This window comes from Verrucomicrobiota bacterium JB022 (assembly GCA_030673845.1).
Taxonomy (GTDB): Bacteria; Verrucomicrobiota; Verrucomicrobiia; order Opitutales; family Oceanipulchritudinaceae; genus WOUP01.
Genome location: JAUTCQ010000020.1, coordinates 29410 through 55081, shown reverse-complemented (window position 1 = coordinate 55081; position 25672 = coordinate 29410). Strand labels below are relative to the sequence as shown.

Sequence of the window (25672 nt, the reverse complement as noted above, 5' to 3'; positions counted from 1 at the left end):
TCTACTCGAAGACTTCTGCCAGCCTTTGGGCGAGGGCCGGTCCGCGCAGGTCGGTGGCGACAATCTTGCCTTGCGGGTCGATCAGGAAGCTCGCGGGCAACGCCGTTACAGAATAGGCCGTGGCCAGCGGGCTTTTGAGCCCTTGCAGGTCGGAAAGATGGACCCAGCCGGCCTGGTCTTGCTGGATCGCTCGCTTCCAGCCCCGCTCGGCTTGATCCAGCGAAACGGCGACGATCTCGAAGCCCTGCTCGGCATATTGCGCGTAAAGCTCGCGGTAGTGCGCGTTTTCCACGCGGCAGGGCGGGCACCAGGAGGCCCAGAAATCGAGCAGCACCCACTTGCCCCGGTAGTCGGCCAGTCGCACCGTTTCGCCCTCCGGCGATGCTCCTTCGACGGCAGGTGCCTCCGCGCCGATGGCCACGCGCTGCAAGGCTGCCACCTTTTGCTGTAGCTCGGCGGCGAAAGGCGCTTCCGGGAACGCCTCCGCAGTCGTATCGACGGCGGCGGCCAGCTCCTCCAGGCGGTAGTCTCCGCCCCAGCGCAAGGCCGCCGTGGCGAGGGCGGGGGAGCCCTTCAGTGCTGCGAGCGTGAAGTCGACCAATTCGCGGCGGTGAGCCGCGTAGGCCGACACCTCCAGCTCGGTCTGGCGCTCCACCTCCTCAGTGTGGCCAGCCTCGCGGGCCGCTTTGGCGGCTGCACGCACGGGGTAGACCAGGCGGGCAAGCGAGGCGCGGCGAAAGTCGTGATAGGCCTGCAGCAAGTGCGTGTCGGGCGAGCCGGTGATGTGCAGGCCCGCTGCGAGGTCGGCGGCTTCGATGCGCACGCTTTGATCGGCGAGCAGCGCCAGCTCCAGACTCTGATCGCCCCAGCTCAGCCCAAAATAGCCGCTGCCCGCATCGCTTTCATACGCGAATCGGCCATCCTCCACCGGGATTGTGGCGAGTGTCTCGCCCCCGCGTGTAAGGGTAAGTTGATCGACGTTGGTAAAGGCTGTGCCGGAGCCCTGCAGCGTCCAGGCGGACAGGCTGGAGGCGGCGAGACAACTGGCGGTGAGGGCGAAGCGAAGGGGGGACATCTTGGGCTTCAAGTTAAGGTTATGCGCCCGCCTCACGCAAGAGGCGACGGTAAAGCTCGAGGTAACGGTCGCGCACGGGCGGGCCGGAAAAGCGCACAAAAGCATCGTCGCGGGCCATCGTTCCCATCAGCTGACGCAGCTCGGGGTTCTGCACCAACCGATCAACGGCACGAGCCATGGCTGCCGTATCGCCCACCGGCACCAGCAGGCCCGTCTCGCCCTCGCGCACCACCTCGGGGATGCCGCCGGTGCGGGTCGCCACCACCGGACGCCCGTAGCTCAGCGATTCGAGGATGCTCAGGCCAAAGCTCTCCTGTTCGGAGGCATAGAGGCCGATGTCGCTCGCCTCGATGTAGTCGCTGACCTCCCAGACCGCCTCGCGCACGATAATACGGTCGGCCACGCCCAGCTTTTCCGCCTGCGCGCGGAAGGGCGAGAAGTCGGTCCCGGCCATTACCAGCAGCTTCACCTTGGGCTGCGTCTGCATCAGCGAGAGGGCTTCCAGGATGTCCGGGAAGCGCTTGACCGGCCGCAGGTTCGACATGTGGAGCAACAACACCTCGTCGTCCGCCACACCCAGCTCGCGCCGCATCTGCTCGCGCGAGACTTGCGGGGGCTTGGGATCGTAAAAGTTGTGGATCACTTCGATCGGGTGCTCGAGGCCGAAGTTTTCCAGCGTCTGGGCCTTGAGCGCGTGCGAGACCGTCGTGACGCCGTCGGAGCTTTCCATGCTGTATTTGATGATCGGGCGATAATGCGGGTCGCGGCCCATCAGCGTGGTGTCGGTGCCGTGCAGTGTGGTGACGATCACCGGGCGCTTGTGGCCGGGGCGCATCTGGCGGGCCAGCAGGGCCGCAGTGGCGTGGGGCACCGCGTAGTGCACGTGCAAGACGTCCAGATCATAAGCTTCGCTCAGCTCCGCGATCTTGACCGACAGCGGCAGCGTGTAGTCGGGATAGCGAAACAGCGCGTATTCGCTGACGGTGACTTCGTGGAAGTGCAGGTTCGGCGACGGCAGGTCGAGCTTTACCGGGCGCTCATAGCTGATGAAGTGCAGTTCGTGCCCGGCGTCGGCCAGGAGCTTGCCGAGGTGGGTAGCCAAGATGCCGCTCCCGCCGATAGAGGGGTAGCAGACGATGCCGATGCGGAGGAAGTCGCTCATGTAAAAGGGTTAGAAACTGCGGGCGCTGTAAGGCAGGTCGGTCAGGTAATCCAGGCGAGGCGGGTCGTTGGGCCAGAGGGCGAGGGCGTGCTCACAGCCGGCCCGCAAGCCCCATTGGCGGGCGCGAGAGAGCTGGAGGTCGACGTAGGCGCGGCTTTGCACCTGCGTCTGGTGGCAATGCATCAGACGCTTCCAGTCCTCGACCTGCGCGGAGATATCGACCAGCACGGCCCCGTCCAGCGGGCTCTCGTGGGTGATCGAGTAAAACCACAGCCCTTGCACCGAGTGGCGCGGCAGATCGCGGAGCAGCCCGCCATAGCGCGCCTGCCGGCAAGCCGTCCGCGCCAGTCGCCCTACCACGGTGTGGTCTGGGTGCTGGTTTTCGCAGGGCAGCGGGGCGAGCACGAGGTCGGGCTGGATCCGGCGGATCAGCCTGGCCAGCTGCAGCGCATTTTCCGGCGTCTCGCGTTGCTGCCCATCGCCACCGAAATCCAGAAATACGGGGCCATCCGGTACGCCCAGCATCTGGGAGGCGGCTCGGGCTTCGTCCTCGCGCTCTTCCGGCGTGCCGGCAGTGCCCGCTTCACCGCGCGAAGAAATGGCGAGCGTCAGGCGGGTGCCACGGGTGCGCTCTTTCAACAACACCGCGCCGCAGCCAAATTCGAGGTCGTCGGGATGGGCGCCGAGGGCGAGGATGGAGTAGGTGAGGCTCATGGGATGTAGGCAGCGCTGGAGTTGTCGATGGGGTCGCGCGAAACGAAGGCGATTTCCGGGGCTTCGCTGGTGTCGAGGTAGTTCATCTCGCCCGCACCCGCGATGTAGTGGGTACAGCGGATCACCGACTGCATCCAGCGCAGGCGCGTGTCGCGGGTGGGGCTGATCTGGGCCTTGCCGTAATCCTGTGCCGGCAGGTCTTCAAAGGCGTTGCCGCCCTTGTGCAGTCGCAGGGCGCCGTTTTCACCCAGGCGGGCACGGACGATTTCCCCCTCGTGCGGCACGTCGACAAAGTAGTCCTCCACCGCACACGCCGTTTCCCGAAACGCGCGATCGCTGGACCGCACCACTTCCACGCCGTCGAGCAAGTTGAGGGTGCGATACATTTCGAGGCAGAAATCCGCAACGTTACCTGCCTGGATCGCGGCGAAGACCTCCACCTGCGGCTCCGGCAGGTATTTGGGCAACTGCCGGGCCATTTGCGCCTGCCACTGGCGGTCGACCTGCTTGGCGTAGAGGGGCGCGTATTTCTTCTGCAGGCGATTGGCGAAGGTGAAGTTCAGCTTCTGCTCCTCACCTGTCTTCAGATCGGTCAGGATGGTCTGCGTCTCACGCGGGTCGTGGTCGCTGTCGTGGTAAAAGAACACGATGCGCCCGCCGATTTCCCGCTGCAGTCGCTTGGCCGTCACGATCTTGGCCCAAAGGAAGCGCCGGGGCAGAAACCCGCACGGTTGCTGCCCGAAACAAATAACCGGTTCGGTGGAGGGCATCTAGGCGGTCTGGGGTTTGCGTTGAGGCATCAGAGGTTGCAGGGCCAGCGCGAAGACGATCGTCAGTACGCAGCCGATCAGGTTGAACCACAGGTAGCCGATTTCGAGCGACGACCAGTAGAGGCTGAGAACAACCACTTCGGCCAATATTCCCGCCAAAAACGCGGCGTGCCCACCGACCCGCTTCAGGAAAAACGCGATCAGAAACAGGCCGAGAATGGCCCCGTAGAAGAGCGAGCCGATGATGTTGACCGCCTCGATCAGGTTGTCGAACAGCGTCAACGTCATCGCAAAGCTGACGCTGAGCACACCCCAGCAGAGCGTGAGGGTCTTCGACACCCAAACGTAGTGTTGTTCGCTCGCATCCTTGCGGATCAAGTGCTTGTAAAAGTCGACCATGCCGGTGGCAGCCAGTGCATTCAGCTCCGAGGCGGTCGAAGACATCGCGGCGAGGAAGATCACCGCCACCAGCAACCCCACGAGGCCCGCCGGCAGGTTTTGCAGCACAAAGCCGATGAAAATGTAATCAGCGTCCTCCGTGTCCGCGTCGGGGTTGGCCTCACGCAGAGCCTCGCGGAAACCATCGCGCTGCGCCTCGATCTCGGTATTCACGTCGGCGATGGCAGTGCGCGTACCCACACTCACGGCACCCGTCGCGGCCTGCTCGGCCAAGGCCTGCCGCAACAAGGGCTGACGGGCGTCCACCAGTTCGCGGAAATTGGCCTCCAGGGGCGCGCGGTCGGCCTCCGCCACTTGCTCTACCGCTGCCTGGTTGAAGAAGATCGGCGGCTCCTGGAACTGGTAGTAGACGAAGAGCAGCGAGCCCAGTAGCAAGATGCCGAACTGCATCGGGATCTTCAGCACCGCGTTGAACATCAGGCCCAGGCGGCTCGCGCTAGGGGAGCTGCCGGCGAGGTAACGCTGCACCTGCGATTGGTCGGTGCCGAAATAGGAGAGCGCGAGGAAGGTGCCGCCGACGAGCCCCGTCCAGAGGGTGTAGCGCTCGCTGGGGTCGAACGACAGGCTGACGGCCTGCAGGCGGTCCTGAATCCCGGCGAGGTGCAGCGCGTCGGTGAAGGAGACGTCGTCCGGCAGCCCCGCCACCACATAGCCAAACGCCACGACCATGCCGAAGAGGATCACCAGCATCTGGTATTTTTGCGTGAGGCTGACCGTGCGGGTGCCCCCGGTTACGGTGTAGAGGATCACCAGTGCGCCCGTCGTCAGGATAGTCGTGCCGAGAGACCAGCCGAAGATGGTCGAGACGATGATCGCCGGGGCGTAAATCGTGATACCCGCCGCAAAGCCGCGCTGGATCAGGAACAACGCGGCACCCAGCAAGCGCGTCTTTTCATCGAAACGCTGCCCGAGGTATTCGTAGGCCGTGGTGACGTTGAGCCGGTAATAGATCGGGATGAACACCGCCGAGATGATCACCAGCGCGATGGGTAGCCCGAGGTAGTTTTGCACAAAGCCCAGCCCGCTCTCGTAGCCCTGACCGGGCGTGGAAAGAAACGTGATGGCCGAGGCCTGCGTCGCCATGACGGAGAGGCCGATCGTGCCCCATTTCAGGTCGCCGCCCTTCAGGTAGCCACTGAGGCCCTGATTGCGGCGAGCCGTCCACATGCCATAGCCCACGATCCCCAGCACCACGAGGGCGAGCACCAACCAGTCGAGCGAGGTCATGCGAAGTAAACGCCAAAGAGTTTCATGCCCACGATCAGCACGATCAGCCAACCGAGGACGAGCCCGTAAATCGTGCGCCAGGAGAGGCGCGGTTCATCAATGTGCGGCGTCGTCATGCGCGTGACCGAGGGAAACGAGGTTGGCAAAAATACGGTAGGCACCGGGCACTCCGGCCGGCAGTTGGCGGAACCACGAGAGCCCGCTATACGCAAACCAACCTTCACCGACCGGGGCGATCAGCAAGCTGCCTTCGCGAGGCGGTTCGCCCGCGTCGTGAGCGGAAAAAATCGGGGTGTAGGCGTCGTCCCAGTTTGAGGCAAAATAGAGGCCGCGCTCCTGCACCCAGCCCTCGAAGTCGGCCGGACCGATCCGGTTGGGGAAGTTCAGCACCGGGTGGCTCGGCGCGAGCACGGTCATTTCCGCCGTCTCGTCCGTCACGCGGTCGCGGGAAAGCGTGAGCGGGTAGGGCGCGAAGTCCTCCGTCTGCAGGCTGCGGTTGGTGTTGTATTGCATCACCACCACGCCCCCTTGCTTCGCATACTCAAAGAGCGCGGGCAGGTAATAGCCGATGCGGTCGACCGTGTTGACCGCGCGGATGCCAAGCACGATCGCGTCGTAGCGGGCGAGGTTGTGCGGGCGCAGGTCGGCTTCGGTCAGCGTATCGACTTGATAACCCAGTCGCACCAGCGCCTCCGGGATCAAGTCGCCCGCGCCGGGGATAAAGCCCACGCGCTCGCCTGCCTTGCGCACGTCCAGCAACACCAGCCGCGCCTTGGCCTCGGGGAAGAGGGTCTGCACGGGGATGTGCTCGTAGCGTAGCTGCTCAAAGCCCCGCGTGTAGGTGCGCCCGGCGACTTCTACCTCCGCCTGCAGGATTGCTTCACCGGCTTTGGCGGGCGGGATCAGCTCTACGGTCAGCGGGATTTCGCTGCGTCTGGCGCCCTCAAAGGCAATGCTGGCCGGCTCGACTTGCCAGCCGTTGCCCGCCTTGAAGCGCACGATGCCGGTGGCGTTCGGATCGGCCAAGGTCAGCCGGGCGGAGATGGAGCGCGGCTCCGGCGCACCAAAAATCTGGATGTCTTGTGCCAGGTTGATCATTGCGGGCGGCGTGATGACAAACGGCTCCTTCACCTCCCCGCGCACCGGGTCGTTGTGCTTGGTCGTGCTCGGGAGGGCAAAGCGGAGCGTCTGCCCCTCCACCTTCACGATGGCTGCCACCGGCAGTGCCGGGCCGTTCTCCGGCTGGCCGATCAAGGTGGCATCGCTCACCGTAAACAGCCCCTGCTGCTCGCGCGCCTCCGCCAGCCAGTAGGGCTGCGTGATCGCGGCGTCCTTCGGCAGCACGAGGCTCGCCTTGGCCGACTGCAAGCGGTTGGGCTCCAGCGGCAAGGTCTCGGAAAGGGTTTCGCCTACCGGACCGATAAACTGCACCTCCACCGCATGCGGCGAACGCTGGATCGCGTTGAGCGTCAGGTAAGCAACCTCGCCGGGAATGGCGGACGCGTTTTGGCTGACGCTCTCCAGGTCGAGCCCGAGGCAACCAGCGATCACGTAGTCGATCTCCATGCGCTTGCGGTCGCGCCAAAAGCTTGCGGGCAATTTCGCCATTGCCGCCCGTGCCTGCAACAGCTCCGGCACGATCGCCCACGGCTCCTTGGGGTTGAAATCCGCGATGGCGTCCTCAATCGCCTCCGCCACCTTGCCACTGCCCGCTACGCGCGCCCAAGTGGTATCGACGCCCTCAAACAAGTCGCGCTGGGCCTCACTGCCGGCCAGGTGCTGGAAATACTCCTTGGCCTCACCCAAGGTGGGCGTGGCGCCAAAGCCTTGCGTCTTGTGCGCGCTGCGGCTCAGAGCGGCCACTTCGGCATACGAAGCGCCCAGCAAAGGATTGTAGGCCCCTGTATCGACCGACAGCAGGTGGTCAAAATTCACCTCGTCGCGCCCCGCATAGAAGAAGCTCGACGTGTTCCAGAGCAGCCGCTTGGCCTGCCAAGGCTCGACGTGGGCCAGTTGCTCGGGGAATCGCTGTGGATCGGCCGCGGCGGTAAAGGCCTCCTGCGCCAGCCAGGTGGAGGCCGTATGGTGCCCGTGAGTCGTGCCCGGCTCGGGGCCAAAACGCGTGATGATCACGTCGGGCTGCAGGCTGCGGATCACCCATACCAGATCGCCCAGCACCGCTTCGCGGCCCCAGATCTCCAGCGTTTCTTCTGGCGTCTTGGAGAAACCGAAGTCGACCGCGCGCGAAAAACGCTGTTCGCCCCCGTCAATCTGCCGCGCTGCCAGCAACTCCTGCGTGCGGGCGAGCCCCAGACGTTCCCCGAGGTCGGAGCCCAACAGGTTCTGGCCCCCGTCGCCTCGGGTCAACGACACGTAGGTCGTCAACGCCAGGTCTTCGTTGGCCAGGTAGGCAATCAGGCGCGTATTTTCGTCGTCCGGGTGGGCGGCGACGTAGAGCACGCTGGTCAGGCGGCCCAATTTGCGCAGGTCGAGTTCCAGTTGACCGCTCGGCGGCGGCGTGAGTCCGTAGGCGGAGACGGCTCCCAAAAGCATGCAGATAAGGGCGCGGAGGCGGGACATCATAAATTGACGGAACCCCTCGCGGGGCAGGACGTTTTAAAACAAAAAGGGCGGGACGCTTTCACACGTGCCGCCCGGTGGGCTGGTTTTTATTTCTTTTCGTCCCAGGCCACGACGATGGGGAAGGCCACGCGGGTGTTGGCCCAGTCCAGATACATCATGGCCGAGTCGTCCTTGAGGCCGTCGAAGCCGATGGTAAACGTCTCGACGAAGGGCTCGATCTTGACCGGTTCGGCGGTCACACGGGCCACGTCCATCGACTCATCGTAGCGGTAGGCACCCCAGGCGGCGGTGTCCTTGTTGAAAATGATGGTCCATTCATCCTTGCCCGGGATGGCGAAGAGCGAGTAGACGCCAGCGGCGAGCTTCACATCGCCTACCTTTACCGGGCGGCTGAAGGAGACCTTGGTGGAGGCGTTGGCACCCGCGCGCCAGACTTCACCATAGGGCACGAGCGCACCGTAGATGTCGCGGTCGCGTGCGCTGGGGCGGGCGTAGCTCACGTCGATTTCGGTGAAGCCCACCATCTGCTCGATCTCGGCAGCGGGGCTTTTCGGCGGCTGTTGCTGCGCCGAAACGTTGAGAGGAAGAGCCAAAGCGGCCAAAGCGAAGAAGTAGAGAGGTTTAGTCATCAGGACTGGGAGCCCCCAGCCCGACGTTTTCTTCCCTGCAAATACGAATTTTTTTACGCAGGCCGCCGCCTTTTTCAATCCGTCACCGGGCCCACCCGCTCCAGCCGCATCCGGGGCTCTCCCGCCACCTTCGATTCCGTCAGATCGAGGTGGAAGACGAGCGACCAGTCGTTCTGTTCGTCGGCGTCGACCAGGATATGCTCGACCCGCAGGCCCGGGCGCAGCGGATCCGTTTCAAAATGTGTGTTGGCATGGGCGCGAGCGGCGGGGTCGAGGCGGATGGATTCGTGCTCGTCCCAATACGGATCGACGGCTGCCTCCAGCGTGCGCCAGTCCCACTCAAACGGTCCACGACCCTCGTTGAGCGCGCTGAGGTCGGGCGTGGCGGGCGGGGGTGGGGCGGCGTCTTCTTCCGGGCGGCCGGCCAACTTGGCGAGTTCGGCGGCGGCGTCTTCGTAATTCTCGGAGGCCAGCGGACGCAGCAGGCGGTAGATCGCGTTGCGCACCAGTCGCTCCAGCGCCTTGCGGTCGCGCGTGATGTCAGTCGGGCGCAGGCGGGCCATCGGGTCGTTCTTTTGCTCCGGCAAAGCCTCCTTGCTCGGGTCCTTGAGGTGCTCCCATTCATCAAGAATGCTGGAGTCGATGCCGCGTACGAGCTGTTCGAAGTAGAGGATCATTTCCTCCACCTCGTCGGTCCAGTTTTCCTCCGGCACCGTCTGGGTCAGCGTCTTGTAGACATCCGAGAGGTGACGCAGCAGCAGACCCTCGCCCCGGTGCAGGTCATACTCCTGAATGTAGTCGGTAAAGCTCATGTAGCGGTCGAACATCTCCAGCCCGATGCTCTTGGGGCGGATGTTTTCCTCGCCCACCCACGGGTGCAGCGCCGCAAACTCGTTGAAGAGGTTGTAGAGCCAGTCGCGGTAAGGTTTTGGGTGCTCTACGTCCTGCAGCCGGTCGATGCGCTCCTCAAAGGGGATGCCTTCGGCCTTCATCTCGGCCATCATCTTGTCTTTCACCTTCGACACCTGCGCACGCAGGATGATGCCCGGGTCTTCGAGCACCGCTTCGACCAGCGCCAGGATGATGCGCGTGTATTCCGGCGTTTCGCGGTCCAGCCGCCGCACGGTGTCGATCAGGAAGAGCGAAAGTGCCTGGTTGAGCGAGAAATCCTGCTGCAGCGACACGTTGACCCGCACGGGGCTGCCGCGACGCTCTTCCTTGGGCAGCATCTCGATGATCCCGCGCTCGACCAGTGAGCGGAAGAGCTGCATGGCACGCTTGCGGTGGGTCCGCTTCGCGGCGTCGGTCTCGTGGCTGTCGCGGATGATGTGCTTCATCGCGGCGCAACCGTTCGTCGGGCGGCCCAACACGTTGAGCAACATCCCGTGCTTGACCACAAAGGAGCTCGTCAACGGCTCGGGCGCAGACTCGATCAGCTTGCGGAACGTGTTTTCTTCCCAACCCACCTCGCCCTTGGCCGGCTGCACCTTGCGCAGCTTGTTGGCCTTCTTGGGGTTCTCGGCAATCTTGCGCTCGATCTTGCGGTTCTCGATCACGTGCTCCGGCGCTTGCGCGATCACGTAGCCGATGTCGTCAAAGCCCTTGCGGCCCGCGCGCCCGGAAATCTGGTGGAAGTCTCGCACTGGCAACACCCGCACCTTCGTGCCGTCGAACTTCGCCAGGCTGGTAAACAACACGGTGCGGATCGGCACGTTGACGCCCACGCCGAGGGTGTCGGTACCGCAGATCACCTTCAGCTTGTTCTCCTGCGCCAGCTTTTCGACCAGGATGCGGTATTTGGGCAACATCCCCGCGTGGTGGACGCCGATGCCCGCGCGCAGGAACTTCTTGATCTGCTTGCCGAACGGGCTGTTAAAGCGCACGGCGGCCAGCGACTCGCCCAGCGCTTCCTTCTCCGCGCTGGTGCAAAAATTGATGCTCAGGAGCTTCTGCGCCGTTTCAGTCGCCGCGCGTTGTGTAAAGTGCACCAGGTAGGCGGGCAGGCGCTTTTGCTCCTGTAGTTGCGCGATCACTTCCTCCAGCCCCTCTTCGCTATAGGTAAACTCCAGCGGCACCGGGCGCTCGGCCGACCACACCGGCACGGTTTCTACGCCCGTCAGCCGCGTCAGATCTTTCTCGAAGATCTCGCTGTCGCCCATCGTGGCCGAGATGAGGAGGAAGCGCGCTTGCGGCAGTGTCAGCAAGGGGATCTGCCAGGCGACTCCGCGCTCGCGGTCGCTGTAGTAGTGAAACTCGTCCATGATCACGTCGTCCACCGGGGCATCTTCGCCGCCGTTGAGCGCGATGTTGGCCAGGATCTCCGCCGTGCAGCAGATGATCGGCGCGCCGGTATTGACCGAGGCGTCTCCCGTCGACATGCCCACGTTCTCCGGCCCGAAGTCGCGGCACAGCGCGAGGAACTTTTCGTTGACCAACGCCTTGATCGGGCAGGTGTAGTAAGAGCGCCGCCCCTGGCACATCGACTTGAAGTGCATCGCGGTGGCCACCAGCGACTTGCCCGAGCCGGTGGGCGTCTTCAGGATCACGTTCTTGCCGTCGAAGATCTCCAGGATCGCCTCCTCCTGCGCCGGGTAGAGCTCGATGTTCTTCTTCGCGACGTAGTCGAGAAAGTGCTCCAGAATGGCATCGCTGTCGGCCTCTCCCTCCAGCGGGGCGAGCAGGGGCTTGGGCGGACGGGCGACGGCTTCGTTCAACTCGGGCATCCGATGACCATGAAGCAAGCGGAAGCCGCTGGTCAAACCCGACTATGCGGGCGGCTGGCTTTTTGCCGGAGCGCCCAAGGCCTCGCAGAGTGGCGTGGACTGGCTCTGCTCGTTCAGCAGCTCCGCAATCGTGGTGTCGCGAAAGCTCGCTTCGATGCCCGCCATCGCGTCGTCGATCCGCCGGTGCATCGGGCAGAGGCAGGTGCCGTGCGACTCGAGCCCGAGTGGACAAGTGCGGATGCGCTGGATCGGGTCGACCGCATTGATTACCTCCAGCACGGTCAGCGCGTTGGGGTCGCTGAGCAGCGAAAAACCGCCGTTGCTGCCACGCTGGGTCGAGAAGATCCCCGCTCGCGCCAGCCCTTGCAGCACCTTGATCATGTAACCCGGTGCCGCCTTCGTGCCCTCGGAGATGTCGCGCAGCTTGTGGGTCTCGCCGGGGCGCTGGGCCATCCACACGACGGCGCGCAAGGCATACTCGGAGGCGTCGGAAAGTAATTTCATGAGCTGGGATTAATGATTGACGAGCCATCTTGCTCTGTCCAGAAAGAACGCAAAAGAGCATTAAAGCCTTGAAGCGTTAAATAGCTTGAGGTGATGGTGCCCGTGCTGCCAAACCCGAAGAAGGGGACTCGAAATGAAACGAAATTACTGGAAACTCTGGTTGGGCTTTGTCGCCGTGGTGGTGGCCTCGTTCGCCGTGCTCGGCTACTACGGCTTCGAGATCTACCGCAAGGCGCCGCCGTACCCTGCGCAAGTGGTAGTCGAGGGAGGCGCGCCGCTCTTTACCGGGGAGGATATCTTTACCGGCCAGGCGGTTTGGCAATCCATCGGCGGTCAGCAGGTCGGCAGTATTTGGGGGCACGGGGCCTACGTTGCGCCGGATTGGTCGGCCGATTGGCTCCACCGCGAGATCCTTTACGTGGCACAGCAGTGGTCGCAGGAGCGCTACGGGGTGCCTTTCGCAGAGCTGCGGGGCGAGGAACTGGCGGCCGTTCAGGCACGCTTGCGCGCCGAGTTCCGCACCAACCGCTACGATGCGGCGACTGATACCCTTACGCTTTCGGCAGACCGCGCCCGTGCGGTCGATGCCATGTCGCGCTATTACGCTGCGATCTTTGGTGACGCCGAGCAGTTCGACGCCGACCTCCGCTTTTTGGCTGACGGCGGTATGACCCCGCCTGAGCTGCGTGACGCCTACGCCATCCCGGCCCACACGATCAAACACACCGACCGCCAGGACGCGATGAACGCCTTCTTCTTCTGGGCCGCCTGGGCCTGCGGCACCGAGCGCCCCGCCGAGACCGATGCCACGGTTGCTGAAACCGCCGCTGCTGGCACCGTTCCCGCGATCACCTACACCAACAACTGGCCGCCGGAGCCTTTGATCGACAACCGCCCGTCGGGTCCGATCGTCGTGTGGTCCGTCCTCAGCTTTGTCCTGTTGCTGGGTGGGGTAGGGGCACTGGCGTGGTTTTACGCCGTGTCGAAGCACCATGAAGAGCCGGCGGGCGAGCTTCCCGAGGTGGATCCGCTGCTCGCGCTCAAGCCCAGCCCCAGCATGCGCGCCACGCTCAAATACTTCTGGGTCGTTGCCGCGCTGATCGTGGTGCAGGTCGTCCTGGGGGCGGTCACCGCGCACTACGGGGTCGAGGGCGAGGCCTTCTACGGCATCCCGCTGGCCGAATGGCTTCCTTACTCGGTCACGCGTACCTGGCACACCCAGCTGGGCATCTTCTGGATCGCAACCGCCTGGCTGGCCACCGGCCTCTATATGGCCCCCGCCGTTTCCGGCTACGAACCGAAGCTCCAGCGCCTGGGCGTCAACGTGCTCTTCTCGTGCCTGCTGGTCATTGTGATCGGCACCCTTTTCGGCACCTGGTATTCGACCCGGCAGGAGATGGGGCTGACGGCCAGCTACTGGTTCGGGCACCAAGGCCTCGAATACGTGGACCTCGGCCGCTTCTGGCAATGGTTTCTCTTTATCGGCTTGTTCCTCTGGCTTGGCCTGATGACGCGCGCCATGTGGCCGGCATTCCGCCAGCCGGGCGAGCACAAGCACCTGCTCGGGCTGTTCCTGATCAGCTCACTTGCGATCGCCGGCTTCTATGGCGCGGGCTTGATGTATGGACAAGGCAGCCACTTTGCCTTGATCGAGTACTGGCGCTGGTGGGTGGTGCACCTGTGGGTGGAGGGCTTTTTTGAAGTCTTTGCGACCGTCGTCATTGCCTTCCTCTTCACCCGCATGGGCCTCTTGCAGACGAGCCTTGCGACAGGCGCGGTGCTCTTCAGCTGCACGATTTTCCTCTTCGGCGGCATCATTGGCACCTTCCACCACTTGTATTTCAGCGGCACCCCCACGGCGGTGCTGGCCCTGGGTTCGGTCTTCAGCGCGCTGGAGGTCGTGCCGCTGGTGCTGATCGGCTTCGAAGCCTACGAAAACCTCTCCCTCTCGCGAGCAAAGCGTTGGGTTTCGGCCTACAAGTGGCCTATCTACTTCTTCGTGGCGGTTGCCTTCTGGAATCTCGTGGGCGCGGGCCTCTTTGGCTTCCTCATCAATCCGCCCATCGCGCTCTACTACATGCAGGGGCTCAACACGACGCCCGTGCACGGCCATACCGCATTGTTCGGCGTCTACGGTATGCTTGGCATCGGCCTGACGCTCTTCTGCCTCAAGGGCCTCACGCACCACCGCGAGTGGAAGACCGGCGCGCTCAAGCTGGCCTTCTGGACGATCAACCTCGGCCTCGCCCTGATGGTGCTGATCAGCGTGTTGCCGGTCGGCATCCTCCAGACGATGGCCAGCGTCGAACACGGCATGTGGTATGCCCGCTCGGCCGAGTTTCTCCAGCGCGACGGCATGGACACCCTGCGTTGGCTGCGTGTGATCGGCGACACCATCTTTGCGGTCGGCATCCTTGCGCTGGGCTGGTTCATCGCCGGTCTGCACTTCGGCTGGTCTGCCACGGCCAAGCCCGATGCCGCCGTCCCCACCAAGTAACTTTCCACCTCATCTACCGATTCCCATGACCCAGTTGAATGCCCAAACCACCGTTGGAGAACTCGTCAAGGCCCAGCCCGGCCGTGCCCGCGTCTTCGAGCGCCTGAAGATCGACTACTGCTGCGGCGGCAAGATTCCCTTGGCCGAAGCCTGCGCCAAGCGCGGCATCGATCCCGAAGAAGTGCTCGAACAACTCCGCGCGCTCGATCATGCCACGCCCGAAGCATTCGATGCCGACACGCTCAGCCTTACCGAGCTTGCGCAGCACATCGTCGATACCCACCACGCCTATTTGCGCGAAGAAATGCCACGCCTCGACTTCATGACCCGCAAGGTCGCAGCGGTGCACGGCGATAGCGAGCCCCGCCTGCGCGAGATCCGCGTCGTTTTCGAAGCCTTCCAGCAGGAGCTTGCCCACCACCTCTTGAAGGAAGAAAACGTGCTCTTCCCGCTGGTACGCGAGATCGATCAGGCCGAGTCGTTTGTGCAGATGCCCGGGATGCCGCTGGCCGCCCCGATTGCGCAGATGGAGCGCGAGCACGAAAGTGCGGGCAATGCGCTCGAACAACTCCGCGAGCTGACGGACGACTTCACCCCGCCGGACTGGGCCTGCAATACCTACCGCGCGATGTTCCAGGCGCTCCACCAGCTGGAGTGGGACATGCACCAGCACGTGCACAAGGAAAACAACGTGCTCTTCCCCAAGGCGCTTGAGCGTGCGGCCCAACTGCAGGCGTGCGCCGTCTGAGCTTTCTGAACAACAGACACAGTCAAAAACCATGGTTGGCGGTCGTCGTGCAAACGGCGGCCGCTTTCTTTGGGCGGCTACTCCGCCGTTGCCAGCATCGTGCGCAGGGCTTCCGGCTCAAGCACCCGGATGCGCGCCCCGTCGACCTCGATCCAGCCCGCATCGCGAAAGCGGGCAAAGGCACGGGAAAGCGTCTCGCTCGCCACCCCGAGACGGTTGGCCAGCAGCTTTTTCGAGGTGTCGAGCTGCACCACACCCGGCCCCGCTTGCCCCGTCTCCTCCAGTTGCCGCAAAAGCCAATGGGAGAGGCGCCCCTCGATGTCCTTGAATTTCTGGTCTTCCAGCAGTTGCACGAGGTGCCGGAAGTGGTTGCTCATCGAGGAAATGATATGGAAGGCGATGTCGGGATTGCGTTGGATCAGCTCGCGCAGCGGTCGCCGCTGAATCAAGATCACCTGCGAGGGTTCGATGGCTACCGCATGCACGGGGTAACGGTCTGCTTCAGACAAGGCGATCTCGGCAAATGACGCATAGGGGCGGAAGACGCGAATCACCTGCTCCCGGCCATCCGGCGAGATGCGGTGCGCGTTGATCGCCCCGGCCTGAACGACAAAGAACCCCTCCGCCGGGTCGCCCTCGTGGAAAAGGTATTCGCCCTTGGCCAGCCCACGCAGGCGGCAGGTGGCGGCGACCTCCGCCAGCGCGCTGTCGCTGAGCGCACTGAAGAGCGGGCACTGCTTCAAGGTGCCGTGCAGCACGGCCGCGCGGATCGAACTAGCGGGGGTTGCCATGTGCAGGAGTTTCGCGGCGGGCTTGATCCGCGTCAAGGCGCTGCGCGGCGGGCTTTGCTAGACTTGCCACATGACTTCCGTGAAACCTGAGATGGATCTGGGCGCAATCCTGGCCCAGGGGATCAGCCCGTTGCCCGTGGTGCAGGAGCGCATTGCCGCGTTGGCGCCGGGCGAGGCGCTGGTGCTGTGCGTCCCCTTCGAGCCCGTACCGCTCTACGAGCACATCCGCCAATGGGGGGCGGACTACGCGGTCGCTTCCGATGCCGCCGGCTTTCGCATCACCGTGACCAAGCAGGAGGCCTCCGCGCTGGTGCCGGTCTTTCTCGATCTCCGCCGCCTGCCGCCGCCCGAGCCGATGCAACGCACGCTGGAGACCTTTGCGAGTCTGCCGCCGGGCGGTTGTCTGGTGGTCCACCTGCCACACCGCCCGCGTCCGCTACTGGAGCAACTGGAGGCGCGCGGCATCGCGTGGGAGGAAGACCCGCAGGCCGACGGCAGCTGCCAGATCTATCTCCAGAAAGTCGTGTCATGAAGACGCGCCCCAACTGGCCTTCCGTCGGCGCCACTTTCGCTTTTTTCGCCGCCGCCGTGGCCTTCACGGGCGTCGGGCTGGTAGCGTTCGGGGAATCCTGGCGAGCGGTGGGCGGTTTCGAGCCGGCGCATTCTGCCTTTCTGGCCGGGGTGCACGCGCTCCTGCTTGGCGGGCTGCTGTCGGTCTACCTCGGCGCGGCCCATCAGCTTTATCCGGTGATCAGCGAACGCCGGGCGGCAGCGGGTGGTCTGCTGGCCTGGACGCATGCGGTGCTCCACCTCAGCGGCACTGCCATGATGGTGGTGGCTTTCTGGGGTACGCAACACCGCTTGCTGGTACTGGGTGGTAGCCTGGTCGCGCTTGGGCTGTTGGTTTTTGGCGGTGTGGCCCTGTGGGCGCTGGAACGTCGCCGCGCCTGGACGCCCGAATCGCTCGGCCTCTACGCCGGGCTGTGGTGGTTGCTGCTCGCCCTCGGCCTTGGGTTGTGGATGGCCAGCTTTCGCGCGGGTTGGGTAGGGCTGCCTGTCGCGCTGGCCGAGCTGCGTGGGCTGCACCTGCGGGCCGCTTTCGCCGGGTTTTTCCTGCAAGTGCTGCTGGGCCTGTCCCACCGCCTGGTGCCGATGTTCATCGTTTCGCGGCAGACGGGTCGACGCGCTGCCTTGTTCGCACTGCTCCTGCTCAATGCCGGGCTCGCCTGCGATGCGCTCGGCCTGCTGGCGGAATTGCCTGGCTGGGTGCAGCTCGGGGATGCGCTGCTGGCGTGCTCGATCTTGCCGCACGGCATCGCGACGGCGTTGCAAATCCGCTCCCGCCTGCGCCCGCTCGGTGGCTCGTTCTGGAGCTACGCCCTGGGCACCTTCGGGCTCGGGCTGGTTGCGCTGGCGTGGCTGCTGCGGGGGTTGGGCATGGGGCTGCCGTTCAGCGACTGGGTCCTGCTCGCCGCGTTGCTCCCGCTGGCGCTCGTTCCGATTGCTTTTGCCGTCTCGGCGCGGGTGGTTCCCTTCCTCGCCTGGCAGGTGGCTTGTGCGCCCCTGCTCGGTCGGCAAAAGCTCCCGACCGTGCAGCAACTGTGGTCCGAGCGCCTGCTTTGGGGCGAATTCGGCTGCGTCGTGCTGGCCGCCTTGGCCTGGACGACTTTCCTGATCGAGCCAAGCCCAGCTAGTTGCCTGGTAGCCCTGACCGCCACCGTAGCGCTCTTTGCCATCCGTTTGATCAACTGCGGCCAGCTCTGGCACCGCATCCGCCCTTTCCTTTCCCGCCCATGAATGTGCTAGATTCTACCACGCCAACCGTTGCCGGGGTCATCGAAGCCCTCCGCACGATCGAAGACCCGGAAGTGGGCCTCAACATCGTCGACCTCGGCCTGATCGAGGAAATTCGCCTGCCCGGGGAGGGCGCCGTTGAAGTCGATCTCATTGTGACCTCGCCCGGCTGCCCGCTCAAGGACACGCTGGAAGAGGGGACGCGCTCGGTCGTCGCCGGCCTGCCCGGAGTCCGCCATGCCGCCGTGCGGGTGCGCGACGATATCCGGTGGACGCCCGACCGGATCAGCGATCCGGCCTTGCTGGAGTGAGACGGCCTATCCGCCGATTTCCCACATCTCGCGCTTCGTCTGGGGCGCGGTGGCACTCTGGCGCTGCTCGGAATAGGCGTCGCTGCGCTTGGCCCACAGGCGGCGCAGGTGAAAGGCGAGGTCGTCGGACGTCATGAGCGGATCCTCGACCCAGTGGCGCACGCTAAGGCCGCGCTGGGCAAAGAGGCAGGTCAACACCTCGCCGCGAGCCGTCACGCGCAGGCGACTGCAGTTGCCGCAAAACGGCTGCGTAATGGAGTTGATCAGGCCGATCTCGCCCGCGCCGTCGGCATAGCGGTAGCGCCGGGCGACTTCGCCCGCGTACGCTGGCTCGACCGGCACCAGCGGCCACTCGCGCTCGAGGGTCTCCAGCGCTTCACGCCCGGAGTAGACCTGCGAGCGGTCCCAGCGGTTCTGGTTGCCCACGTCCATATACTCGATGAAGCGGATGGTGATGCCTTCGCGGCGGCCCCAGCGTGCCAGCGGCAACACTTGGTCGTCGTTCAGGCCACGCTGGATTACGGTATTCACCTTTACGCCCAGCCCCGCTGCCTGTGCCGCTGAGATGCCGCGCAGGATGATCGAGGGATCAATCTGCCGACCGGCCACCTGCGCCAGCACCTCAGGGTCGAGCGCATCGAGGCTCACGTTGACCCGCTGCAGCCCGGCCGTCTTCAGGATCGGTGCCAGTCGGGCGAGGGCGATGCCGTTGGTGGTCAGCGCAAGGTCGTCGAGATCCAGCCCGGCAATGCGGGCCACGATCTCCGGCAAGTCGCGGCGCAGGAGAGGCTCTCCGCCGGTCAGCCGCACCTTGCGCGCCCCCAGCTCGACGGCAGCCGCCGCCATCTTGTAAAGCCCGTTGACCGACAGGAGCGCTTTCTCGGGCAAGAAGGCGTAGTCGGGCCCAAAGGTTTCTGCCGGCAGGCAATAGCGGCAGCGAAGGTTGCACCGCTCGATCACCGAGAGCCGCAAGTCGTGGACGGGACGCTGGCGGCGGTCGAGGGGGGTGGTGGATTGCACGGGGGCAGGGGCAAGGGCAGGAAAGGACATGGCGGGTGGTGAAATTTCGGTTCGCCTTGTGCGGCGGGGCAGGGAAACTGGTGGCATGGATGCGCTGATTGAGCCAAGTGGCGTGAATACCCTTCTCCAGCAGGCCGGACGCCAGCTTGGGATCGAAAGCGTGCAATTGCCCGACGCGTTGGGGCGCTGGCTGGCTAACGACATTATTGCCGACCGCGATCAGCCGCCTTACGACCGCAGTATGATGGACGGCTACGCGGTATGTGGCACCGGTCCTCGTTGGCAGGTGGTGGGCCGGACCTGGGCTGGGCAGCCTGTTAGCGAGGATCCGCTGGATGAAGGCGAAGCCATTGAGATCATGACCGGCGCGCCCGTGCCGCCCGATGCCGATGCCGTCGTGCCCTACGAATGGACGCAGCGCGACAAGCAGACGCTCACTATGAATTCCATTCATAGCCTGACCGCTGGTCAATTCATACACGCCCAAGCGTCCGATGCCCCTGCTGGGCGCGTGCTCATTCCTGCTCAGGCCCGACTGGGGCTGCCCGAGATGGGGGTCGCTGCTGCTGTGGGGGCTGTCGCGCTGTCGGTGGTGCGCCGCCCCCGCGTGCACCTGCTGACGACGGGCGATGAAGTGATGCCGGTGCACCTCGCTCCCGCCACACACCAGGTGCGCCAGAGCAATCGCGCGGTGCTGGAGGCGCTGCTGCGGGCGCATGGCGCGGAGGTCGAAAGCAGCCACTTGATCGACGATGCCGACATGATCCGGCGCTGGCTGGAGGCGAGCCGGTCCGCCGACCTGATCGTGGTCGTGGGCGGGATGAGCCGAGGCCAGCGCGACTTCCTGCCGCGCTTGCTCGACGGCATGGGCCGCTGCCTCTTCCACGGCGTCGCCCAAAAGCCGGGCAAGCCGCTAGGCGCGTGGCAAGTCGACGGCGGGCCGCTGGCGCTCGGGCTACCGGGTAACCCCTTGTCGGTGCTTGCCGCCGCCACGCGCTACCTCGTGCCATTGCTGGCCCTGTTGGAGACGGGGCGTTGGCCCGAGCCCATGCATGTGCCGCTGATCGAGCCGGTCGAGACGATGCCGCAGGCCACGCGCCTCATACCCGTGCGGCTGGAGGCGGGCAGGGCACGGCCATTGGCCTTCCAGAACTCCGGGGATTTCGCGGCGGCGGTGGGCGCGACGGGGGTGGTCGAAATTGCACGGGGCGGCATGCCTCCTGCTCAAGAAGGCGTCCCGTACTATCCCTTCCTCCGTTGATGAAACAAACCTTTACCCACCTTACCCCCGAGGGGCAGCCTCAGATGGTCGACGTTACGGCCAAAGAGGTTTCGGCCCGCGAGGCTGTGGCCAGCGCGCAGGTGCGCCTCAATCCCGGCGCGTGGCAGGCCTTGGCCGATGGCGACATCCAGACCAAAAAAGGCCCCGTCTTTCACACCGCGATCATCGCCGGCACGCAGGCCGTCAAACGCACCGCCGACTGGATCCCGTTTTGCCACCCGTTGCCGATCGAAGGCTGCCGCATTACGATCACCCCGGCGGAGGCTCCCATCCTGGAGATCCGTTGCCGCGTGCGCACTACCTACCGTACTGGCGTCGAAATGGAGGCGCTGACGGGTGCCTCCGCTGCCGCGCTGACGATCATCGACATGTGCAAGGCGTTCGGGCCCGACCTCGAAATCCGGCACGTGCGCCTCGAATCCAAGACCGGTGGGGCTTCCGGCGATTACCAGCGGGAGGCCGCCTCGTGAAGCGTTTCGCTCTCGTGCTCGCAGGTGGCAAGAGCCGCCGCATGGGTCGCGACAAGGCCGCCCTGCGCCGCCCCGATGGCCGCACGCAGTTGGAGCATACGGTCGCCCTAGCGCAGCGTTTTGCCGACCGCGTCTACGTCTCGCGTCGGAGCGCTCCCGTGCCGCCCGAGCGCTGGCCGGTGCTGGTCGACCGCTGGCCGGGGCAGGGGCCGCTCGGTGCGATCCTTTCTGCGCAGCTGACGCACCCGCAGGCAGAATGGCTGGTGCTCGCCTGCGACCTCCCGCTACTGGAGGAGCGCACGCTCGAACGCCTGCTCGCCTCGGTGCAGCCTCAGGACGCGGCGGTGGCCTACCGCAGCGAATTCGACGGCAAGCCCGAACCGCTGTGCGCACTCTATCGCCCGGCTCTGTTGCCAGTGGCTCAACGTGCCTGGGCGCTCGATGTCCGCTGCCCGCGCAAGGTGCTGGCGGGGCCGCGTGTGCGGATGCTGCCGCTGCCCTCGCGTCGCGCCCTCGACAACGCCAACACGCCGGCAGACTGGTCGGCGGCCTTCCCGGAGGCGCGCCATGAAGCAGCTTGAGGTGCTCTACTTTGGCAGCCTGCGGGCCCAACGCGGAGTCGGGAGCGAAACGCTTTCAACCGCTGCCGCAACGCCCGCTGCGCTCTATGCCGATCTGGCCGCGCGGCACGGTTTCCGCCTGCCGGTGGAGCGCGTGCTCTTTGCGGTCGACGACGAATACACCGCTGCAGGCGATCCCTTGCCCGCGCGCGGCACCCTGGCGATCATGCCCCCCTTGGCCGGAGGTTGACCATGGCGTGTTTTGAACTCAGCGAAAAACCGGTTGATGTCGCCACTTGGCGGGCGCGTCTGGAGGACCCCGCTGCCGGTGCGATCGCGACCTTCGAGGGGCTGGTGCGTGACCATCACCAAGGCCGTGCGGTCGATCGCCTCAGCTACAGCGCCTACGCGCCGCTGGCGATAAAGGAGGGCGAGAAGATCCTGACTGAGGCGCGTGCCCGCTTTCCCTTGGCGGCGGCCTATGCCGTCCACCGCATCGGCGATCTCGCGATTGGCGACTGCGCGGTCTGGGTAGGCGTCTCCTCCGGGCACCGGCAGGAAGCCTTCGCCGCGTGCAGCTGGATCATCGACGCGATCAAGGAGCGCGTGCCCGTCTGGAAAGAAGAATTCTACGCCGACGGCAGCGTGGAGTGGGTCGATCCTACTGCGCCGCGGCCAGCTGGGCGTTGATCGGCAGGTCGTCGTAGCGGATGATGTTCTTGCCCTGCAGGGCAATGGCGGCCTCTTCGGCCAACCCGAGAAACGTCTCCTCCAGCAGATTCAGCGCCTTGCCCTTGAGCGTCAACAGGCCCCACTCGCGTTTCAGGCGCGGGGCGGGCAGAGGACGCGAGATCAGCTTGCCGGCGGCAACGTCTTTCTCGATCACCCAATCGGCGACCACGCCTACGCCTTGGCCGATGCGCGCCATCTCCTTGATCGCCTCCATACTGCCCACTTCCAGAGGTGGGCGCAGGCGCATTCCAGCCCGATTGAGGTAGGCTTCCAGCATGGAAAAGGTCAGGCTGCTGCGGGCGTAGCTTAGGATCGTTTCGCCCGCGAGGTCTTCGACGCTGATCGAGCGCTGCCGCGCCCAGGCGTGCTGGGGCGAGAAGACCAGCCTCAGCTCGTCGGAAAAGAGCGGGTAAAAGGTCAGGTCGGTGGCCGCGACGGGGCGGATGCCCACCGCGAGATCCACCTGGTTGTGCCGCAGTGCTTCAACACTCGCTGGGGTGTCAGCGGGTACGAGCGCGACGTTGCAGTGGGGGAACGACTGCTTGAACTCGCGCAGGATCGAAGGCACAAGGTATTGGCAGGCCGTGTTGCTGGCGGCCACCCGCAGGCGACCGCGGCCCCACTCGTTCAGCTCGTCCAGCTTGTGCCGCAGCCGGAACATGCTCTCCACGATCTGCTGCGCCTCAGTGTGGAAGATTTCGCCGTGCTCGGTCAACAGCAGCCGCTGGCCCGCGCGCTTGACCAGTTTGTAGCCCAGATCGGTTTCCAGTGCCTTGATCGAGTGGCTGATGGCGCTTTGCGTCAAGTTCAGCTCGTGGGCGGCGCGCGTGTAGCTGCCGGTGCGGGCAAGCGTAACAAAGTTGAGCAACTGACGGCTGTCCAGCAATGAGGGCATGGCTTTATTGAAGCGAGAACTGGGCCAGCTTTGGCCAATCGGCCGCTTTGGCATGTTCTTGGCTGGAGAGGTTTCCATGACAAGGGTTACCCCGCAGGGCAGTCAGAACTGGCGCCTCGGCTTCGTACAACTATGCGACGCGGCGCCGCTCATCATGGCGGCCGAGCTCGGTTACTTCCGGGAGGAAGGGCTGTTTGTGGAGCTGTCGCGCGAAATGGGCTGGGCGACCCTGCTGGACAAGATCGTCCAGGGGGAGTTGACGGCGGCGCACGCGCTCGGGCCGCTGCCGCTGGCCGCAAGCATTGGCCTCGGTTCGTTCGCAACAGTCTGCCAAGGCCTGATGGTGCTCAACACCCACGGCAACGCGATCACGATCAGCCGCAAACTGGTCGACGAGGGGGTTAAAACCTCTGAAGATTTCGCCACCTATGTGCGGCAAAACCGCTGGGAACGGCGCTTCGTCCTCGGCTCGGTTTCGCCCTTTTCCACGCACCATTATCTCCTGCGGCGCTGGCTGTCGCAGATTGGCCTCACGCCGGGCAAGCAAGTCGATGTCGTCACCCTGCCGCCGCGCCAGTTCCTGCGCCACCTGGAGTCCGGCACCGTCATTGGCGCGTGCGTGGGAGAGCCCTGGAATTCCATGGCCGTAAGCCTGGGATTGGGCGCGATTATGGCCCTCTCTCGCGAGATCGAGCCCAACCACCCGGAGAAGGTACTGATGGCCCGTCGCGACACGATTGACGCCAATCCACAGGAGGTCGAGGCGCTGCTGGTGGCCCTGATCCGTGCCGCCAACTGGTGCGACGACCCGGCCAACGCCGACCAACTGGCGCAAACGCTTTCCCGCCGCGTCTACCTCGACATGCCGGCCCCTGCGATCAAGGCCAGCCTGCAGGGCACCTTCTCCCGTGGCGTGGAGGGTCTGGAGGCGCCGGGGCCGATGTTCCAGTTTGGCGGCCCAAAGGTGCAGGAGATCACGCTGCCCAAGGCTCGCTGGCTGCAGCGCTGCCTCGTGCAGAGCGGGCAGATGGAGAGCAGCCGCCAGCTTTCGGATGAGCAATTACGCTCTATCTATGCTCCGGCCTTGTATAAGAAGGCTCAGGTGCGCCTGGACCGCTCCGAGCGGCAAATCAGCTAACGCTCCCAGGGCGGGGCCTGCTCACAGGTCCGCAGGTGCAGGGTTGAGGACGGGGTCGTGACCGTCTATCGCGCGGTTTATCGGTCCAAACCGCATCGATTGGGCGCTGCTCGGAGAAGAGCGTTCAGCGCAGTATGAATCGTGGTCATACTTTTACGGACGACGATGAACTGTATGAATTTGCCCATTTGCTGGTCAAGGTAAGCCAGTTGCAACAGGGGAGGGCAGGCTTCCAGGCCGCCAATATCTCCATCCTGCTTGTAAAAAATGCACCTGACTCAAATTCGTTCCGCTCGTCCCGCCCTGGCCGCTTTCGGCACCCTCCTGCTCTGCTCCGCTGCCGGGGCTGCGGAAACGCCGCTCGATGCCCTCGCCGAGGGCAAGGCCAACCTGACCTTGCGCCCCCGCTATGAATCCGCCGACCAGGACGGCCTCGACACCTCCCATGCGGCGACGCTCAAGACGCTGCTTGGATACACGACCGAACCCTGGCAGGGCTTTTCCGCCCAGATTGAATTTACCGATACCCGCGTGCTCGACGATGGGGCCTACAACGCCGCCGGTCTCAACGGCGAACCGGGCAAGACCGTCGTCGCCGACCCTGAGACGACCGAGCTCAACCAGGCTTACCTCCAGTTCGCCAACGAATACACGCTCGTCAAGGGCGGCCGTCAGCGGCTGATCTACGACAACGCCCGCTTTATCGGCAACGTCGGCTGGCGCCAGAACGAACAGACTTTCGACGCCGGGCTCGTGCGCCTGGAGCCGGTCAAGGGACTCAAGCTCGACTACGCTTACCTCGACCACGTCAACCGCATCTTTGCGGACGAGCGCGACTGGGAGAGCGATTCACACCTGATCCACCTCGCCTATGCGATCACGCCCACCGTCAGTGTCGGGGCCTACGCCTATCTGCTCGACCTTGAAGGCGCGGGCGCGTCGGAGACGGAGACTTTCGGCGGCTTTGTGGCAGGCTCGCTGCCGCTCGACGGCGTGAAGCTGACCTACCGGGCCGAAGCGGCCTGGCAAGACCGTGACGACGCCAACATCGATACGTGGTACACGCACCTGCAGGGTGGGGCGGAGATCGGCGCGCTCAAGCTCGGCCTCGGTTACGAGCTATTGGGCAGCGACGAGGGCAAGGGCCAGTTCCTGACTCCCCTCGCCACCGCGCACGCCTACAACGGCTTTGCCGACGCCTACCTCGACAACGGGGGCGCGGGAGGCCTGCAGGACTTCTACGCCAGCGTGGGCTACAAGGTCGGCAAGCTGGGCGGCACCGTCTTTTACCATCACTTCCAGTCCGATGAGGGCGAGGCCGCCGACGGCGACGAAGTGGACCTCGTGCTGACCTATCCGATCCATGAAAAAGTGACCGCGCTGGTCAAAGTTGCCCTTTACGACGGCGACACCCGGGCCGACGTCAGCCGCGTCATCGCCGAACTCACCTTCGCTTACTGAAGCATTCATGAGGTTTCCAGAGAAGTATGAATTTCATTCATGCGCTGCGTGAACCGAATCGCCTGCACAGTTTTGGCCAATTGGCACCACTGGCACCACAGCCGCTCATAAGAAAAATTAACCACTG

24 protein-coding genes are annotated in these 25672 nt (G+C 64.7%); 12 read left to right on the top strand and 12 right to left on the bottom strand.

What is annotated here, in order from left to right:
• Position 1: 1 nt before the first annotated feature.
• The 9 genes from Q7P63_15715 to Q7P63_15675 form a co-directional block, all read right to left on the bottom strand.
• Positions 2 to 1075, bottom strand: a complete 1074-nt coding sequence (locus Q7P63_15715) for a TlpA disulfide reductase family protein (GenBank protein MDP0501541.1) — start codon at positions 1073 to 1075, stop codon at positions 2 to 4.
• Positions 1076 to 1094: 19 nt separating this feature from the next.
• Positions 1095 to 2237: an N-acetyl-alpha-D-glucosaminyl L-malate synthase BshA gene (bshA, locus tag Q7P63_15710; GenBank protein ID MDP0501540.1), complete on the bottom strand. Its 1143-nt coding sequence runs from the start codon at positions 2235 to 2237 to the stop codon at positions 1095 to 1097.
• Positions 2238 to 2246: 9 nt separating this feature from the next.
• Entirely contained in the window at positions 2247 to 2951 is a 705-nt protein-coding gene (locus tag Q7P63_15705) for a PIG-L family deacetylase (GenBank protein MDP0501539.1), read from the bottom strand.
• Positions 2948 to 3721, bottom strand: a complete 774-nt coding sequence (locus Q7P63_15700) for a hypothetical protein (protein ID MDP0501538.1) — start codon at positions 3719 to 3721, stop codon at positions 2948 to 2950. Before Q7P63_15700 ends, Q7P63_15705 begins: the two co-directional genes overlap by 4 nt.
• Positions 3722 to 5407, bottom strand: a complete 1686-nt coding sequence (locus Q7P63_15695) for a sodium:solute symporter (protein ID MDP0501537.1) — start codon at positions 5405 to 5407, stop codon at positions 3722 to 3724.
• A 96-nt stretch (positions 5408 to 5503) separates the two neighbouring features.
• The gene (locus tag Q7P63_15690) at positions 5504 to 7990 is read right to left on the bottom strand and encodes a PIG-L family deacetylase (GenBank protein MDP0501536.1); all 2487 of its coding nucleotides are present in this window, start codon (positions 7988 to 7990) and stop codon (positions 5504 to 5506) included.
• Positions 7991 to 8076: 86 nt separating this feature from the next.
• Positions 8077 to 8619, bottom strand: a complete 543-nt coding sequence (locus tag Q7P63_15685) for a DUF2911 domain-containing protein (GenBank protein MDP0501535.1) — start codon at positions 8617 to 8619, stop codon at positions 8077 to 8079.
• 74 nt (positions 8620 to 8693) lie between these two features.
• Complete coding sequence (locus Q7P63_15680; protein MDP0501534.1) at positions 8694 to 11342, bottom strand: DUF3516 domain-containing protein; 2649 nt, start codon at positions 11340 to 11342, stop codon at positions 8694 to 8696.
• Between the two features lie 42 nt (positions 11343 to 11384).
• Positions 11385 to 11846 carry an Rrf2 family transcriptional regulator gene (locus Q7P63_15675; GenBank protein ID MDP0501533.1) on the bottom strand — a complete coding sequence of 154 codons (462 nt, stop codon included), beginning with the start codon at positions 11844 to 11846 and terminating at the stop codon, positions 11385 to 11387.
• Positions 11847 to 11979: 133 nt separating this feature from the next.
• On the opposite strand from Q7P63_15675, the gene Q7P63_15670 reads away from it, so the two are divergent.
• Both Q7P63_15670 and ric read left to right on the top strand, forming a co-directional pair.
• Entirely contained in the window at positions 11980 to 14343 is a 2364-nt protein-coding gene (locus Q7P63_15670) for a nitric-oxide reductase large subunit (GenBank protein MDP0501532.1), read from the top strand.
• A gap of 25 nt (positions 14344 to 14368) precedes the next feature.
• Positions 14369 to 15091, top strand: coding sequence for an iron-sulfur cluster repair di-iron protein (ric, locus tag Q7P63_15665; protein ID MDP0501531.1), 723 nt, complete (start codon positions 14369 to 14371; stop codon positions 15089 to 15091).
• 77 nt (positions 15092 to 15168) lie between these two features.
• Here the strand turns inward: ric and Q7P63_15660 are convergent, their stop codons facing one another.
• Positions 15169 to 15882, bottom strand: a complete 714-nt coding sequence (locus tag Q7P63_15660) for a Crp/Fnr family transcriptional regulator (protein ID MDP0501530.1) — start codon at positions 15880 to 15882, stop codon at positions 15169 to 15171.
• Between the two features lie 70 nt (positions 15883 to 15952).
• Here Q7P63_15660 and Q7P63_15655 point away from each other — a divergent pair, with 70 nt between their 5' ends.
• Genes Q7P63_15655 through Q7P63_15645 form a run of 3 tightly spaced genes read left to right on the top strand, consistent with a single transcriptional unit; the run spans position 15953 to position 17987 of the window.
• Entirely contained in the window at positions 15953 to 16414 is a 462-nt protein-coding gene (locus Q7P63_15655; protein MDP0501529.1) for a DUF2249 domain-containing protein, read from the top strand.
• A complete protein-coding gene (locus Q7P63_15650) occupies positions 16411 to 17679 on the top strand; it encodes a hypothetical protein (GenBank protein MDP0501528.1) in 1269 nt (422 codons plus the stop codon). Before Q7P63_15655 ends, Q7P63_15650 begins: the two co-directional genes overlap by 4 nt.
• On the top strand, positions 17676 to 17987 hold the full coding sequence (locus tag Q7P63_15645; protein ID MDP0501527.1) for a metal-sulfur cluster assembly factor: 312 nt from the start codon (positions 17676 to 17678) through the stop codon (positions 17985 to 17987). Before Q7P63_15650 ends, Q7P63_15645 begins: the two co-directional genes overlap by 4 nt.
• Positions 17988 to 17993: 6 nt before the next feature.
• On the opposite strand, the gene moaA is transcribed toward Q7P63_15645, so the two are convergent.
• Positions 17994 to 19037, bottom strand: coding sequence for a GTP 3',8-cyclase MoaA (gene moaA / locus Q7P63_15640; protein ID MDP0501526.1), 1044 nt, complete (start codon positions 19035 to 19037; stop codon positions 17994 to 17996).
• Positions 19038 to 19092: 55 nt separating this feature from the next.
• On the opposite strand from moaA, the gene Q7P63_15635 reads away from it, so the two are divergent.
• The 5 genes from Q7P63_15635 to Q7P63_15615 are packed head-to-tail and all read left to right on the top strand — an operon-like array spanning position 19093 to position 22009.
• A complete protein-coding gene (locus Q7P63_15635; GenBank protein MDP0501525.1) occupies positions 19093 to 20268 on the top strand; it encodes a molybdopterin molybdotransferase MoeA in 1176 nt (391 codons plus the stop codon).
• On the top strand, positions 20268 to 20759 hold the full coding sequence (gene moaC, locus Q7P63_15630) for a cyclic pyranopterin monophosphate synthase MoaC (protein ID MDP0501524.1): 492 nt from the start codon (positions 20268 to 20270) through the stop codon (positions 20757 to 20759). The genes Q7P63_15635 and moaC overlap by 1 nt, the downstream gene beginning before the upstream one ends.
• The gene (locus tag Q7P63_15625; GenBank protein ID MDP0501523.1) at positions 20756 to 21340 is read left to right on the top strand and encodes a molybdenum cofactor guanylyltransferase; all 585 of its coding nucleotides are present in this window, start codon (positions 20756 to 20758) and stop codon (positions 21338 to 21340) included. Before moaC ends, Q7P63_15625 begins: the two co-directional genes overlap by 4 nt.
• Positions 21327 to 21569, top strand: a complete 243-nt coding sequence (locus tag Q7P63_15620) for a MoaD/ThiS family protein (GenBank protein MDP0501522.1) — start codon at positions 21327 to 21329, stop codon at positions 21567 to 21569. Before Q7P63_15625 ends, Q7P63_15620 begins: the two co-directional genes overlap by 14 nt.
• Positions 21570 to 21571: 2 nt before the next feature.
• On the top strand, positions 21572 to 22009 hold the full coding sequence (locus Q7P63_15615; GenBank protein MDP0501521.1) for a molybdenum cofactor biosynthesis protein MoaE: 438 nt from the start codon (positions 21572 to 21574) through the stop codon (positions 22007 to 22009).
• On the opposite strand, the gene Q7P63_15610 is transcribed toward Q7P63_15615, so the two are convergent.
• On the bottom strand, positions 21981 to 22946 hold the full coding sequence (locus Q7P63_15610) for a LysR family transcriptional regulator (protein MDP0501520.1): 966 nt from the start codon (positions 22944 to 22946) through the stop codon (positions 21981 to 21983). The genes Q7P63_15615 and Q7P63_15610 overlap by 29 nt on opposite strands.
• Positions 22947 to 23022: 76 nt before the next feature.
• On the opposite strand from Q7P63_15610, the gene Q7P63_15605 reads away from it, so the two are divergent.
• Together Q7P63_15605 and Q7P63_15600 are read left to right on the top strand one after the other, a co-directional pair.
• A complete protein-coding gene (locus Q7P63_15605; GenBank protein ID MDP0501519.1) occupies positions 23023 to 24084 on the top strand; it encodes a CmpA/NrtA family ABC transporter substrate-binding protein in 1062 nt (353 codons plus the stop codon).
• 267 nt (positions 24085 to 24351) lie between these two features.
• On the top strand, positions 24352 to 25545 hold the full coding sequence (locus Q7P63_15600) for an alginate export family protein (GenBank protein ID MDP0501518.1): 1194 nt from the start codon (positions 24352 to 24354) through the stop codon (positions 25543 to 25545).
• The last annotated feature ends 127 nt before the right edge of the window (positions 25546 to 25672 follow it).

Excerpts from the sequence above, each read along its gene's own strand:
- Q7P63_15715 (MDP0501541.1), bottom strand. The coding sequence starts at position 1,075 with ATGTCCCCCCTTCGCTTCGCCCTCACCGCCAGTTGTCTCGCCGCCTCC.
- bshA (MDP0501540.1), bottom strand. The coding sequence starts at position 2,237 with ATGAGCGACTTCCTCCGCATCGGCATCGTCTGCTACCCCTCTATCGGC.
- Q7P63_15705 (MDP0501539.1), bottom strand. The coding sequence starts at position 2,951 with ATGAGCCTCACCTACTCCATCCTCGCCCTCGGCGCCCATCCCGACGAC.
- Q7P63_15700 (MDP0501538.1), bottom strand. The coding sequence starts at position 3,721 with ATGCCCTCCACCGAACCGGTTATTTGTTTCGGGCAGCAACCGTGCGGG.
- Q7P63_15695 (MDP0501537.1), bottom strand. The coding sequence starts at position 5,407 with ATGACCTCGCTCGACTGGTTGGTGCTCGCCCTCGTGGTGCTGGGGATC.
- Q7P63_15690 (MDP0501536.1), bottom strand. The coding sequence starts at position 7,990 with ATGATGTCCCGCCTCCGCGCCCTTATCTGCATGCTTTTGGGAGCCGTC.
- Q7P63_15685 (MDP0501535.1), bottom strand. The coding sequence starts at position 8,619 with ATGACTAAACCTCTCTACTTCTTCGCTTTGGCCGCTTTGGCTCTTCCT.
- Q7P63_15680 (MDP0501534.1), bottom strand. The coding sequence starts at position 11,342 with ATGCCCGAGTTGAACGAAGCCGTCGCCCGTCCGCCCAAGCCCCTGCTC.
- Q7P63_15675 (MDP0501533.1), bottom strand. The coding sequence starts at position 11,846 with ATGAAATTACTTTCCGACGCCTCCGAGTATGCCTTGCGCGCCGTCGTG.
- Q7P63_15670 (MDP0501532.1), top strand. The coding sequence starts at position 11,980 with ATGAAACGAAATTACTGGAAACTCTGGTTGGGCTTTGTCGCCGTGGTG.
- ric (MDP0501531.1), top strand. The coding sequence starts at position 14,369 with ATGACCCAGTTGAATGCCCAAACCACCGTTGGAGAACTCGTCAAGGCC.
- Q7P63_15660 (MDP0501530.1), bottom strand. The coding sequence starts at position 15,882 with ATGGCAACCCCCGCTAGTTCGATCCGCGCGGCCGTGCTGCACGGCACC.
- Q7P63_15655 (MDP0501529.1), top strand. The coding sequence starts at position 15,953 with ATGACTTCCGTGAAACCTGAGATGGATCTGGGCGCAATCCTGGCCCAG.
- Q7P63_15650 (MDP0501528.1), top strand. The coding sequence starts at position 16,411 with ATGAAGACGCGCCCCAACTGGCCTTCCGTCGGCGCCACTTTCGCTTTT.
- Q7P63_15645 (MDP0501527.1), top strand. The coding sequence starts at position 17,676 with ATGAATGTGCTAGATTCTACCACGCCAACCGTTGCCGGGGTCATCGAA.
- moaA (MDP0501526.1), bottom strand. The coding sequence starts at position 19,037 with ATGTCCTTTCCTGCCCTTGCCCCTGCCCCCGTGCAATCCACCACCCCC.
- Q7P63_15635 (MDP0501525.1), top strand. The coding sequence starts at position 19,093 with ATGGATGCGCTGATTGAGCCAAGTGGCGTGAATACCCTTCTCCAGCAG.
- moaC (MDP0501524.1), top strand. The coding sequence starts at position 20,268 with ATGAAACAAACCTTTACCCACCTTACCCCCGAGGGGCAGCCTCAGATG.
- Q7P63_15620 (MDP0501522.1), top strand. The coding sequence starts at position 21,327 with ATGAAGCAGCTTGAGGTGCTCTACTTTGGCAGCCTGCGGGCCCAACGC.
- Q7P63_15615 (MDP0501521.1), top strand. The coding sequence starts at position 21,572 with ATGGCGTGTTTTGAACTCAGCGAAAAACCGGTTGATGTCGCCACTTGG.
- Q7P63_15610 (MDP0501520.1), bottom strand. The coding sequence starts at position 22,946 with ATGCCCTCATTGCTGGACAGCCGTCAGTTGCTCAACTTTGTTACGCTT.
- Q7P63_15605 (MDP0501519.1), top strand. The coding sequence starts at position 23,023 with ATGACAAGGGTTACCCCGCAGGGCAGTCAGAACTGGCGCCTCGGCTTC.
- Q7P63_15600 (MDP0501518.1), top strand. The coding sequence starts at position 24,352 with ATGCACCTGACTCAAATTCGTTCCGCTCGTCCCGCCCTGGCCGCTTTC.